We start from the raw sequence: 12,153 nt of genomic DNA, 5'->3' as shown, positions 1-12,153 counted from the left end.
CAGGACGCCTTCAGGACGTGGACGAGCGAGGAACGACATGACGACGCTGCAACCGCCGGCCGCCGCCGAGCCGCGCCCGGCCCCACCCCCGGCGAGGCGGGAGCGCCGCTCCTGGACGGGGTGGGGGTTCCTCGGTCCCTTCGTGGCCGTGTTCGCGCTGGTCTTCCTCGCGCCGATCGCGTACTCGGTCTACCTCAGCCTCTTCCGCGACCAGCTCATCGGCGGGACCACCTTCGTCGGACTGGACAACTACAGCGCGGCGCTGAAGGACGAGCGGTTCTGGGCCTCGCTCGGCCGGGTCTCGCTCTTCCTCGCCGTGCAGGTGCCGATCATGCTCGGCATCGCACTGCTGGTGGCGCTGGCACTGGACAGCGGACGCCTCTACGGCCGGGACTTCTTCCGCATCTCGATCTTCCTGCCGTACGCCGTGCCCGCCGTGGTGGCCACGCTGATGTGGGGCTTCATGTACGGCACCCGGTTCGGCCTGCTCGGCGACGTCAACGGCGCGCTGGGCGTCTCCCTGCCCGACCCGCTCTCCCCGGACATGGTGCTGGCCTCCATCGGCAACATCGTGACCTGGGAGTTCGTCGGCTACAACATGCTGATCTTCTACTCTGCGCTGCGGGTCGTACCGCACTCGCTGTACGAGGCGGCCCAGATCGACGGCGCCGGTCAGATCCGGGTGATCGCCGCCATCAAGCTTCCCGCCATCCGCGGCGCCCTGGTGATCGCGACGATCTTCTCGATCATCGGCAGCTTCCAGCTCTTCAACGAGCCGAGCATCCTGCAGCCGCTGGCACCCAACGCCATCACGACCGACTACACGCCGAACTACTACACGTACTCGCTGTCCTTCAACGGCCAGCAGCACAACTACTCCGCGACGGTCGCCATCGTCATGGGGCTGATCACCATGGTCATCGCCTACGTCGTCCAGCTGCGCGGCATGCGCAAGGGAGTGTGAACAGCGATGACCAGTCCTGTCGTCACCGTCTCCGACCGTTCCGCGACCGCCCCGTCCGGCACCTCGGGCCCCGTGCCCCGGCTGCGCGCCTCCCGGCGCCGTCACTCCGCCGACAAGCCCCGGCGCAGCGTGCTGCTGACCGCGCTCACCTCGCTGGTGCTCCTGTACAGCCTGGTGCCGCTGATCTGGCTGGCCATCAGCGCCACCAAGACGCAGGAGGGACTGGCCCGTTCCTTCGGTCTGTGGTTCGACGGCGACTTCGCGCTGTGGGACAACATCACTCAGACGTTCGCCTACGACGACGGCGTCTTCACCCGCTGGCTGCTGAACACCCTGCTGTACGTGGGGCTGGGAGCGGGCGGCGCCACCTTCCTCGCCGTGCTCGGCGGCTACGCGCTCGCCAAGTTCCACTTCCCCGGCCGGCGTGCCGTCTTCGCCGTGGTCATCGGCGCGGTGGCCGTGCCGGGTACGGCGCTGGCGGTGCCGACCTTCCTGATGTTCAGCAAGATGGGACTCACCGACACGCCCTGGGCGGTGATCATCCCGTCCCTGATCTCGCCGTTCGGCCTGTACCTGATGTGGGTGTTCGCCACCGAGGCCATCCCGACCGAGCTGATGGAGGCCGCCCGCATCGACGGCGCCGGCGAGGTGCGCACCTTCTTCCAGGTCGCCCTGCCGCTGCTGGCGCCCGGCATCGTCACCGTCCTGCTGTTCACCATGGTCGCGACCTGGAACAACTTCTTCCTGCCGCTGGTCATGCTCAAGGATCCCGACTGGTATCCGCTGACGCTGGGCCTGAACAGCTGGAACGCCCAGGCCGCGACCGCCGGCGGCGAGGCCGTCTTCAACCTGGTCGTCACCGGGTCACTCATCACCATCCTGCCGCTGATCGCCGCGTTCCTGCTGCTGCAGAAGTACTGGCAGTCCGGACTCGCCGCCGGAAGCGTCAAGGAGTAGCCCCGAGCAGTCCACTCCCCTCTCCCCCAACGCCCCCAACCCTCGACGGTGCCGGTTCCGGCCACGAAGAAGTGGAAGCACACCCATGCCCAAGCACTCGCGCCGCCTGCTGCGCGGCACAGTACTCGTCTGCGCCCTCGCCCTGGGGGCGACCGCCTGCGGCGACTCCGACGACGGGGGATCGAGCCGGAAGGCGGTCTCCGAGGCGGACATCCAGGCGGCCCTCAAGGAGGGCGGCACCCTCACGGTCTGGGCGTGGGAGCCCACGCTCGAGCAGGTGGCCGCCGACTTCGAGAAGGAACACCCCGGCGTCAAGGTCGACCTCGTCAACGCGGGCACCCACAACGACCAGTACACGGCGCTGCAGAACGCCATATCGGCGAAGAAGGGCGTCCCCGACGTCGCGCAGATCGAGTACTACGCGATGGGTCAGTACGCGCTCACCAAGCAGCTCACCGACCTGAAGGCCTTCGGCGCCGACAAGCTCTCCGGCAAGTTCTCCCCCGGCCCGTGGAACGGCGTGAAGGCGGGCGGCGACGACGTCTACGCGCTGCCGATGGACTCCGGCCCGATGGCGCTGTTCTACAACAAGAAGGTGTTCGACAAGTACGACATCCAGGTGCCCACCACGTGGGCCGAGTACCTGGACGCCGCCCGCGACCTGCACAAGGCCGACCCGAAGGCGTACATCACCGCCGACACCGGCGACGCGGGCTTCGCCACCAGCATGCTCTGGCAGGCCGGTTCGCGCCCCTACACGGTCGACGGCACCACGGTGAAGGTCGACTTCTCCGACCGGGGCGCCACGACGTTCACCGGCACCTGGCAGAAGCTCATCGACGAGAAGCTCCTCGCGCCCGTCACCAGCTGGACCGACGAGTGGTACAAGGGCCTCGGCGACGGCACCATCGCGACCCTGGCCACCGGCGCGTGGATGCCCGCCAACCTGGCCTCGGGCGTGAAGGACGCCGCCGGTGACTGGCGCGTCGCCCCGCTGCCCCAGTGGCAGGCGGGCGGGAAGACCAGCGCCGAGAACGGCGGCAGCGCGCTCGCCCTGCCGGAACTCGGCAAGAACGAGGCACTGGCGTACGCCTTCGTCGAGTACGCCAGCGCCGGCGCGGGCGTGCAGACCCGGCTGGGCAACGGCGCCTTCCCGGCGACCACCGCGGATCTGGAGTCCGCGAAGTTCCAGGACACCGCGTTCCCCTACTTCGGCGGCCAGAAGGCCAACAAGATCTTCGCCGAGTCGGCCGCGAACGTCGCCGACGACTGGTCGTACCTGCCCTACCAGGTCTACGCGAACTCGGTCTTCAACGACACCGTCGGCAAGGCCTACGTCTCCGGCACCACGCTGGCCGAAGGCCTGCGGTCCTGGCAGGAGGCGTCCGTCAAGTACGGCACCGAGCAGGGCTTCACCGTCGAGAAGTAGCACAGGCAGCCCACGACGCGGCGGCCCGCCGGGCGGCGGCGCGACTCACGCACCGCCGCCCGGCACCGCACGCACCCCACCGGAAGGACCGCCATGATCTCCACTCTCCTGTCCCGCCTGCACAGCGGGACGGACGATGCCTCCGCGCCCCGTCTCGCCTTCGGCGCCGACTACAACCCCGAGCAGTGGCCCCGGGAGGTGTGGGAGGAGGATGTACGCCTGATGCGCGAGGCCGGCGTCAACATCGTGTCGCTGGCCATCTTCTCCTGGGCCCGCCTCCAGCCGGGCCCCGACGTCTGGGACTTCGCCTGGCTCGACGAGGTCATGGACCTGCTGTACGAGAACGGCGTCGGCGTCGACCTGGCCACCGCCACCGCCTCCCCGCCGCCCTGGCTGACCACCGCGCACCCGGAGATCCTCCCGGTCACCGACCGGGGCGAGACGCTGTCGCCGGGCGCGCGCCAGCACTGGCGCCCGACCTCGCCCGTCTTCCGCGAGCACGCCCTGCGCCTGGTCCGCCGGCTGGCGACCCGCTACGCCGACCACCCGGCCCTGGTCGCCTGGCACGTCAACAACGAGCTGGGCTGCCACAACGTGTACGACTACTCCGACGACGCGGCCCGCGCCTTCCGCGACTGGCTGCGCGCCCGGTACACCACGCTGGACGCCCTCAACCACGCCTGGGGCACGGCCTTCTGGTCGCAGCGCTACAGCGACTGGGAGCAGATCCTGCCGCCGCGGCTGGCCGCCTCCCACCCGAACCCGACCCAGCAGCTGGACTTCAAGCGGTTCTCGTCTCACGCGCTCAAGGACCACCTGCTCGCGGAGCGGGCGGTCCTGCGGGAGGTCACGCCCGGCATCCCCGTCACCACCAACTTCATGGTGATGCCCGGTACCAAGGGCATGAACTACGCGGACTGGGCGGGCGAGGTCGACTTCGTCGCCAACGACCACTACGTCGTGCCGAAGCCCCAGGCCCGCGACGAGCTGTCGTTCTCCGCGAACCTCACCAGCGGCATCGCGGGCGGCCGGCCCTGGTTCCTGATGGAGCACTCCACCAGCGCCGTCAACTGGCAGCCCGTCAACCTGGCCAAGCGGCCGGGCGAACTGGCCCGGGACTCGCTGACGCACGTGGCGCACGGCGCCGACGCGGTCTGCTTCTTCCAGTGGCGCCAGTCGGCGGCGGGCGCCGAGAAGTACCACTCGGCGATGGTCCCGCACGCCGGCGCGGACAGCGACCTGTTCCGCGCGGTCACCGCGCTCGGCGACACCCTGAAGACACTGGCGCCGGTGGCCGGCAGCGAGCGGGAGCCCGCCGAGGTCGGCATCCTCTTCGACTGGGAGTCGTGGTGGGCGAGCGAGCAGGACTCGCACCCCACCTCGCTGCTCGACTACCACCAGGAGGCCCTCGACTGGTACTCCGCGCTCCTCTCCCTCGGCGTCCGCGCCGACGTCGTCGCCACCGGCGCCGACCTGAGCCGCCACCGGGTGCTGATCGCGCCCGTGCTGCACCTGGTCACGGCCGAGCTCGCCAAGGACCTCACCCGGTACGCCGAGCAGGGCGGGCACCTGGTCACCACGTACTTCTCCGGTGTCGTCGACGAGAACGACCACGTCTGGCTCGGCGGCTACCCGGGCGCCCTGCGGGACCTGCTCGGCATCCGTGTCGAGGAGTTCGGTCCGCTGCCCGCCGGGCAGACGGTGGAGCTGGACGACGCGAGCACCGGCGGGCTGTGGACCGACCACGTCACCGTCACCGCGCCCGGTACGGAGGTCCTGTCCCACTACCGCACCGGTACGTACGCGGGCCGCCCGGCCGTCACCCGGCGTCCGACGGGCAAGGGTTCGGCCGCCTACGTCTCCACCCGGCTCGGCGCCGACGGGCTCACCTCGCTGCTGCCGCGGCTGCTGGAGCCGGCCGGTGTGGTGAGTGAACTGCCCGCCGAGGTCCGGGGATCGGTCGAGGCCACCGTGCGCCGCGGCCCCGGCGGCCGGTTCCTGTTCCTGGTCAACCGGACCGACGAGGAGGTGACCGTCCCGGGCGTCACCGGTCAGGCCCTGGTGGGCAGCACCTGCGCCGACGGCGCCGTCGTCCTCGCACCCCGGGGCGTCGCCGTCCTGCGCACGCCCACCGGCTGAGCGCACACCGGCGCCGCCCGGACCGTCCGAGGTCACCACCGCGCCGACCACGACCCCCCGGAGCGGCACGCACCCGCTCCGGGGCCGCTCCCCCCTGCCTGCTCGGGGCCGGGGGAGCCACCACCACCGCAGCGACCACACCTTCCAGTTGGGAGCACACGATGGCACGCCGTACCCGCAGCAGACGCCTCCTCGGGGCCGCCGCCCTGACCGCCCTGGCCACCGGGGCCGCCCTGACCAGCGTTCCCGCCCGGGCCGAACCGGCCACGGCCGCCTCCTCCGTCACGGTGCGGCCGGACCCGTCGTACCAGCAGGAGGAGTTCGAGGGATGGGGCACCAGCCTGGTCTGGTTCGCCAACGCCACCGGTGACTACCCGCCCGAGATCCGCGAGAAGCTGGCCCGGCTCCTCTTCGGCGACGACGGCCTGGGGCTGAACATCGCCCGCTACAACATCGGCGGCGGCAACGCGCCGGACGTCAAGGACTACCTGCGCGCCGGCGGCGCGGTCGAGGGCTGGTGGAAGGCCCCCGCGGGCACCACCCGCGAGGACACCGACTGGTGGAGCGCCGACGACCCGGCCGACTGGAACGAGGACGCCGACGCCACGCAGCGCTGGTGGGTCGAGCGCATCAAGGACGACATCGACCACTGGGAGACGTTCAGCAACTCCCCGCCCTGGTTCATGACCGTCAGCGGCTACGTGTCCGGCGGCTTCGACTCCAGCGCCGACCAGCTCAAGTCCGAGTCGGTCGACGACTTCGCCGCCTACCTGGCCGGTGCGACGAAACGGCTGGAGAAGGCCGAGGGCATCGAGGTCGACACCGTCGACCCGTTCAACGAGCCCAACACCCCCTACTGGGGCACGCGGCTGGGCGCGGACGGCGAGCCCGTCGGCGGCCGGCAGGAAGGGGCCCACATGGGCCCCGAGCTTCAGCGCGAGGTCCTGCGGGCCCTGGACCCCGCGCTGAAGAAGGCGAAGGTCAAGGCGGACATCTCGGCGATGGACGAGACCAATCCCGGTACCTTCGCGAAGAACTGGAGCGCCTACTCCCAGGCCGACCGCGACCTCGTCGACCAGATGAACGTCCACACCTACGGCACCGGGCAGCGCACCACCGTGCGGGACCTGTCCAAGGCCGCGGACAAGCCGTTGTGGATGAGCGAGGTCGGCGGTGACTGGGGCGACGGCCAGGACTTCGAGGACATGCGGCCCGGCCTCGGCCTCGCCCAGCAGATCGTCGACGACCTGCGGGAACTGGAGCCCCGCGCCTGGGTGTTCTGGCAGCCCGTCGAGGACTACGACAACATGAGGCCCGGCGGTGAGTCCGCCGAGGGCGGCAACTGGGGCAGCATCCAGCTCCCGTTCGACTGCACCGCCGAGGACACCCTCGAAACCTGCCCGATCCGGACCAACACCAAGTTCGACACCGCCCGCAACTTCACCCGCTTCATCCAGCCCGGCGACCGGCTGATCAGGACGGACGACACCTCCAGCGCCGCCGCCGTCACCCGCGACGGCAAGGGCGCCTCGCTCGTCCACGTCAACCGCACCCCCGCGCCCCGCACGGTCACCGTCGACCTGTCGAAGTTCGCCGACGTGCGCCGCGGGGCCACCGTCACTCCTGTGGTGACCAGCGTCGACGGCAAGCTCGAACAGCGGGCCCCGATCAGGGTGAGCGACCGCACGGCCACCTTCACCGTGCCCGCCGAGTCCGTGACCTCCTTCGAGATCAAGGGCGTCTCCGGCGTCGCGAAGGACACCGCCCCGCTGCGCAAGGGGCACACCTACACGCTGACCGGCGTGCAGAGCGGCAAGGCCGTCACCGTGGCGGCGGGCGGCACGAACCTGGTCCTCGGCGCCGGGGACGGCACGAGCGCCCAGCGGTGGCGGCTCAGCGCGGTGCGCCACGACAGCGGCGTCCGCGACCGTTATGTCTTCACCGACCCAGAGGCCGGCACGCGGCTGGCCGTGCGCGACGACGTCCCGGTGGCCGAACCCGACACCGGCAAGCGCGACCGGGCCGCCGAGTGGATCATGTCGACCACCGGTGACGGCACCTGGACGCTGGTCAACGCGGCCACCGGGCGCCTGCTCGAGGTCGGAGGCCAGGCCACGCACCAGGGTGCGGCCGTCACGACGTGGGCGCCCAACTCCGGCGCCAACCAGCGCTGGACGGTGACGGACGTGTCCGCCACGGGCACCGGCTGACACCCTCACGACACCCACGGCCCCGTCCGCACCGTTTCCCGGGCGGTGCGGACGGGGCCGCCCACACACGCACGCGATGGCTGAAGGAGGCCACATGACGATCGACCCGCGCGAGACCGAGGTCCGCCGCAGGATGGCGGCGCAGGAGCTCTACTCGGACGGCGCGCCGGGCCTGGAGGGCCTGGCGGAGGAGCGGCTGCGGGGCAAGGAGCTGGCCGACGCCTACAACCGGACCGGTGCCCGGGACGAGGAGGGCCGCCGGATGATACTGAAGGAGATGCTCGCCTCGCTGGGCACGGGTGTGTGGATCGAGCCGCCGCTGCACGTGGCCTACGGCAACCGTGTGCACCTGGGCGACGACGTGTACGTCAACTTCGGCCTCACCCTCGTCGACGACGTCGAGGTCTTCGTCGGGGACCGGGTGATGTTCGCCCCCCACGTGACCATCAGCACCACCGGACACCCCGTCCACCCGGACCTGCGCAGGGACGGTACGCAGTTCTCGGCGCCGGTGCGCATCGAGGACGACGTGTGGATCGGGGCCGGTGCGCTGATCATGCCGGGGGTCACCGTCGGCCGGGGCTCGGTGGTCGGCGCGGGCAGTGTGGTGACGGCGCACGTGCCGCCCATGGTGGTCGTCGCCGGGACTCCGGCGCGCGTCGTACGCGAGATCACCGACGCCGACCGGGAGTGGACCTACCGGCCGCCCCGCACCCTGCGCCGGGGTGCGGACTGATACCGCCCGGCCTGGTCACGGCCACCGAACGGTACGGCGCGGAGCAGGAGCCGGCCATGCCGGAGGAGAGCGGTGTCCACGCGGGCGTGGCGCCCGTCCCCTGACCGGGAGGGGCACCCGGCAGTGGCTCAGCGGCGGCGTCCGCGCGTCGTCCGGCCGCCGCCGATGCCGCCGCCGACGCCGGCGACGTGCAGGGCCAGCAGGGCGAGGCCGATGAGCATGACGTTGGTGGAGGTGAAGATGTCGTTGGTCGAGACCTCCGCCGCGTTGATCAGCCAGGCGATGAGGAACAGGACCGCCGCGATGATGGCGAGCACGGTGTACATCCCTTCGGATCGGGGGCACCGGGCCGGTGCCGTGTCACGCGTATGCCCCCGACGGGGTGCGTGACACGGCGGAAGGCACCGCGCGCTTCGTACAGTGGAGGGACGGGACCGTCCGCGGCACAGGAGGCCGGGGCCGGTCCGCCCCCCACCCTCGCACCGGAGCCCTCATGCACGATCCGTCCCCCGCACCGGACGACGGCTCCGGCACCCTGTTCGGCCTCGACGCCCTGGTGCCCGGTCCGCCGGCCGCCGCGCCCGCCGCCGGGCCGCTCTTCCGGGACTCCGCCGCGGCCCGCCGTCTGCTCCCGGTACGGGAGATCCACGCCGAGCCGGCGGCGGCCACCTCGCCGCGCGGCCGGCAGGTGATCGCCCGGTTCCCCGAGGCCCGCGTCATCGAGGTGGACTCCCACTGGCGCATCCCCGGCCTGCACGGCAACGAGGGCAACGTCGAGCGCTGGGTGCGGGTCAAGGGCGAGACACTCGTCCTGGGCGAGCGGAAGACGCTGGCCACCCGCCCCAACGGCCGGTCCGCGGACTGGATCGCCCCCGGCGCCTCCAACGGCTGCGCGATGGCCTGCGCCTACTGCTACGTGCCACGCCGCAAGGGGTACGCCAACCCGGTCACCGTCTTCACCAACATCGACCGGATCATCGCCCACCTCGGCCGGCACATCGCCCGGCTGGGGCCCAAGCCCGAGCCCAACCAGTGCGACCCCGACGCCTGGGTCTACGACGTCGGCGAGAACGGCGACTGTTCGGTGGACGCCCTGATCTGCGACAACACCGCGGACCTGGTGCACGCCTTCCGCCAGTGGCCGACGGCCAAGGCGTCCTTCGCCACCAAGTTCGTCAACCCCGACCTGCTCGCCCTCGACCCGCGCGGCCGGACCCGGATCCGCTTCTCCGTGATGCCCCCGGACGACTCCCGGCTGCTGGACGTACGCACCTCCCCGGTCGCCGAGCGCATCGCCGCGGCCGGCGACTTCCTGGACGCCGGGTACGAGGTCCACTTCAACCTCTCCCCCGTGGTGGTGCGGCCGGGCTGGGAGGAGGCCTGGACGGAGTTGCTGCGGCACCTCGACGACGTCCTGCCGGAACGGGTCAAGCGGCAGGCCGCCGCCGAAGTGATCATGCTGACGCACAACCGGGAGCTGCACGAGGTCAACCTGGGCTGGCATCCGCGCGCCGAGGAGGTGCTGTGGCGGCCGGAGCTCCAGCAGGCCAAACGCTCGGAGAACGGCGCGCTCAACGTGCGCTACCGCGACGGTGCCAAGGCCGCGGCGGTCGAGCGGCTCCGTGTGCTCGTCGCCTCCCACGCACCTTGGCTGCGTGTCCGGTACGCCTTCTGAGGGGCTGGAGACCGACGGGATCCGTCGTCACCGCCCGTGGTCACCGAACCGGGCGGGGCAGTGGAAACCCCAGTCGTGGAAGGTGACTTGAGAATACCGGCCGCTCCGGCTCGCACAAGACGGGACGATGACCCCCGACACCGTGTGACCCCCGTCTCTACCAGGGGTTTTTAGGTTAGGCTAACCTTCGGCACGTGAGATTCGGTGAAGACGCAGCCGGTATGCCGCGCCTGCGCGGTCATGAGCTGTCGGCGACGGGTGTGACCGTGTCGTACGACGGTGTCGATGTCGTGCACGACGCGGCGGTCAGGCTCAGGCCCGGTGAAGTGACCGTCCTGGTGGGTCCGAACGGCAGCGGGAAGTCGACGCTGCTGCGGACCGTCGCCCGGCTGCAGCGTGCCCGCAGCGCCACGCTCAGGATCGACGGGGACACCGACGGCCTGGCGCTGACGTCCCGTGACTTCTCGCGGTACGTCGCCCTGCTGACGCAGGCACGCCCGACGCCCGGCGGGCTGACCGTGCGGGACGTCGTCGAGTTCGGCCGCTATCCGTACCGGGGCCGCTGGGGGCGGCCGGATCCGGACGGCCCGGCCGCCGTCGACCGGGCGCTCGCGCTCACCGGCGTCGACTCCCTCGCCGACCGCGGCGCCGACCACCTGTCCGGCGGGCAGTTGCAGCGGGTGTGGCTCGCGAGCTGCCTCGCGCAGGAAACCGGCGTACTGCTGCTGGACGAACCGACCACCTATCTCGACCTCCGCTACCAGGTAGAACTCCTCGACCTCATCCGCGACCTGGCGGACGACCACGGGATCGCCGTCGGGGTCGTCCTGCACGACCTCGACCAGGCGGCGGCCGTCGCCGACCGGATCACGCTTCTCGAAGCGGGCCGGATCGTCGCCGACGGCCTGCCCGAGGACGTGCTGACGCCGGAACGCCTGAGTGCCGTCTACGGCATCCGGATCGACGTCGACACCGACCCCCTGACCGGCCGGCTGCGCACCCGCCCGATCGGCCGCCACCACATACGAACCGAAAGGCTCGGCACCACCTCATGAGACGCCTCCTGCTCACCGCGGCCGCCACCACCGCCGCGGCGCTCACCCTTGCCGCCTGCGGCACCACCGAGCCCGCCGCCGACAAGTCCGAGAAGAAGGCGGCCTCGGAAGCCATCACCCTCACGGACGGCAAGGGCACCGAGGTGAAGCTCGACGGCCCGGCCACCAAGGTCGTCGCCACCGAGTGGAACGTCGTCGAGAGCCTCGTCTCGCTGGGTGTCGACCCGGTCGGCGTCGCGGACGTCAAGGGCTTCAAGACGTGGAACGCGTCGGTCTCGCTGAAGAACGACCCCAAGGACATCGGCACGCGCGGCGAGCCGAGCATGGACACCGTCGCGTCCCTCTCCCCCGACCTCATCGTCGCCACCACGGACCTGCCGCCCGCCGCCGTGAAGCAGCTGCGGGAGGTCGCCCCGGTGCTGGAGGTGAAGTCCGCCGACGGCACCGACCAGATCGGGCAGATGCTCGACAACGTCGACCTCATCGCCAAGGCGACCGGCACCACGGACAAGGCGAAGACGGTCCGCGACGGCTTCGAGGCGAAGATCGCCGAGGGCAAGAAGGCCCTGACCGACGCGGGGGCGGCCGGCAAGGAGATCGCCTTCGCCGACGGCTACGTGACCTCCAACCAGGTCTCGGTCCGCCCCTACACCGCGACCTCGCTCATCGGTGAGGTCAACGAGGCGATCGGTCTGAAGAACGCCTGGAAGGTGAAGGGCGACGAGGCCTACGGTCTCGGCTCCACCGACGTCGAGGGCCTGACCACGCTGCCCGAGGGCGTCCAGTTCGCCTACATCGGCAACGACGAGGACCCGAACGCCACCCCGTTCACCGGTGCGCTGGCCAAGAACTCGGTGTGGAAGTCCCTGCCGTTCGTGAAGGCCGGCGACGTGCACCGGCTGAACGACGGCATCTGGATGTTCGGTGGCCCGGCGTCGATGGAGGCGTACATCGACTCCGTCGTCGGCGCGCTGACGAAGTAGCGGGG

Annotated in this window: 10 protein-coding genes; 9 read left to right on the top strand and 1 reads right to left on the bottom strand. The window is 71.1% G+C overall.

Annotation, left to right across the window (positions count from 1 at the left end; all coding sequences use genetic code 11):
- Nucleotides 1-37 precede the first annotated feature (37 nt).
- The 6 genes from ACH4F2_RS12475 to ACH4F2_RS12450 all read left to right on the top strand — a co-directional run bounded on the left by ACH4F2_RS12475 (nucleotide 38) and on the right by ACH4F2_RS12450 (nucleotide 8,435).
- Nucleotides 38-964, top strand: a complete 927-nt coding sequence (locus ACH4F2_RS12475) for a carbohydrate ABC transporter permease (protein WP_398132679.1) — start codon at nucleotides 38-40, stop codon at nucleotides 962-964.
- A 6-nt stretch (nucleotides 965-970) separates the two neighbouring features.
- The gene (locus ACH4F2_RS12470; protein WP_398132678.1) at nucleotides 971-1,921 is read left to right on the top strand and encodes a carbohydrate ABC transporter permease; all 951 of its coding nucleotides are present in this window, start codon (nucleotides 971-973) and stop codon (nucleotides 1,919-1,921) included.
- 85 nt (nucleotides 1,922-2,006) lie between these two features.
- Nucleotides 2,007-3,350 carry an ABC transporter substrate-binding protein gene (locus ACH4F2_RS12465; protein ID WP_398132677.1) on the top strand — a complete coding sequence of 448 codons (1,344 nt, stop codon included), beginning with the start codon at nucleotides 2,007-2,009 and terminating at the stop codon, nucleotides 3,348-3,350.
- A 93-nt stretch (nucleotides 3,351-3,443) separates the two neighbouring features.
- Nucleotides 3,444-5,489: a beta-galactosidase gene (locus tag ACH4F2_RS12460; RefSeq protein WP_398132676.1), complete on the top strand. Its 2,046-nt coding sequence runs from the start codon at nucleotides 3,444-3,446 to the stop codon at nucleotides 5,487-5,489.
- 161 nt (nucleotides 5,490-5,650) lie between these two features.
- On the top strand, nucleotides 5,651-7,699 hold the full coding sequence (locus tag ACH4F2_RS12455) for a glycoside hydrolase (RefSeq protein WP_398132675.1): 2,049 nt from the start codon (nucleotides 5,651-5,653) through the stop codon (nucleotides 7,697-7,699).
- A gap of 94 nt (nucleotides 7,700-7,793) precedes the next feature.
- Complete coding sequence (locus tag ACH4F2_RS12450; RefSeq protein ID WP_398132674.1) at nucleotides 7,794-8,435, top strand: sugar O-acetyltransferase; 642 nt, start codon at nucleotides 7,794-7,796, stop codon at nucleotides 8,433-8,435.
- A gap of 128 nt (nucleotides 8,436-8,563) precedes the next feature.
- On the opposite strand, the gene ACH4F2_RS12445 is transcribed toward ACH4F2_RS12450, so the two are convergent.
- Nucleotides 8,564-8,761, bottom strand: a complete 198-nt coding sequence (locus ACH4F2_RS12445; RefSeq protein ID WP_398132673.1) for a hypothetical protein — start codon at nucleotides 8,759-8,761, stop codon at nucleotides 8,564-8,566.
- A 167-nt stretch (nucleotides 8,762-8,928) separates the two neighbouring features.
- On the opposite strand from ACH4F2_RS12445, the gene ACH4F2_RS12440 reads away from it, so the two are divergent.
- The 3 genes from ACH4F2_RS12440 (at nucleotide 8,929) to ACH4F2_RS12430 (ending at nucleotide 12,148) form a co-directional block, all read left to right on the top strand.
- On the top strand, nucleotides 8,929-10,110 hold the full coding sequence (locus tag ACH4F2_RS12440; RefSeq protein WP_398132672.1) for a spore photoproduct lyase family protein: 1,182 nt from the start codon (nucleotides 8,929-8,931) through the stop codon (nucleotides 10,108-10,110).
- Between the two features lie 194 nt (nucleotides 10,111-10,304).
- The gene (locus ACH4F2_RS12435; RefSeq protein WP_398132671.1) at nucleotides 10,305-11,165 is read left to right on the top strand and encodes an ABC transporter ATP-binding protein; all 861 of its coding nucleotides are present in this window, start codon (nucleotides 10,305-10,307) and stop codon (nucleotides 11,163-11,165) included.
- On the top strand, nucleotides 11,162-12,148 hold the full coding sequence (locus ACH4F2_RS12430; RefSeq protein ID WP_398132670.1) for an ABC transporter substrate-binding protein: 987 nt from the start codon (nucleotides 11,162-11,164) through the stop codon (nucleotides 12,146-12,148). Before ACH4F2_RS12435 ends, ACH4F2_RS12430 begins: the two co-directional genes overlap by 4 nt.
- Nucleotides 12,149-12,153 lie beyond the last annotated feature (5 nt).

This window comes from Streptomyces sp. NPDC017890 (assembly GCF_044328675.1).
Lineage (GTDB): Bacteria > Actinomycetota > Actinomycetes > Streptomycetales > Streptomycetaceae > Streptomyces.
This window is presented reverse-complemented; position numbering and strand designations above follow the sequence as displayed.

Coding starts and splice junctions, on each gene's coding strand:
- ACH4F2_RS12460 (WP_398132676.1), top strand. CDS start 3,444: ATGATCTCCACTCTCCTGTCCCGCCTGCACAGCGGGACGGACGATGCC.
- ACH4F2_RS12475 (WP_398132679.1), top strand. CDS start 38: ATGACGACGCTGCAACCGCCGGCCGCCGCCGAGCCGCGCCCGGCCCCA.
- ACH4F2_RS12455 (WP_398132675.1), top strand. CDS start 5,651: ATGGCACGCCGTACCCGCAGCAGACGCCTCCTCGGGGCCGCCGCCCTG.
- ACH4F2_RS12465 (WP_398132677.1), top strand. CDS start 2,007: ATGCCCAAGCACTCGCGCCGCCTGCTGCGCGGCACAGTACTCGTCTGC.
- ACH4F2_RS12450 (WP_398132674.1), top strand. CDS start 7,794: ATGACGATCGACCCGCGCGAGACCGAGGTCCGCCGCAGGATGGCGGCG.
- ACH4F2_RS12430 (WP_398132670.1), top strand. CDS start 11,162: ATGAGACGCCTCCTGCTCACCGCGGCCGCCACCACCGCCGCGGCGCTC.
- ACH4F2_RS12440 (WP_398132672.1), top strand. CDS start 8,929: ATGCACGATCCGTCCCCCGCACCGGACGACGGCTCCGGCACCCTGTTC.
- ACH4F2_RS12445 (WP_398132673.1), bottom strand. CDS start 8,761: ATGTACACCGTGCTCGCCATCATCGCGGCGGTCCTGTTCCTCATCGCC.
- ACH4F2_RS12470 (WP_398132678.1), top strand. CDS start 971: ATGACCAGTCCTGTCGTCACCGTCTCCGACCGTTCCGCGACCGCCCCG.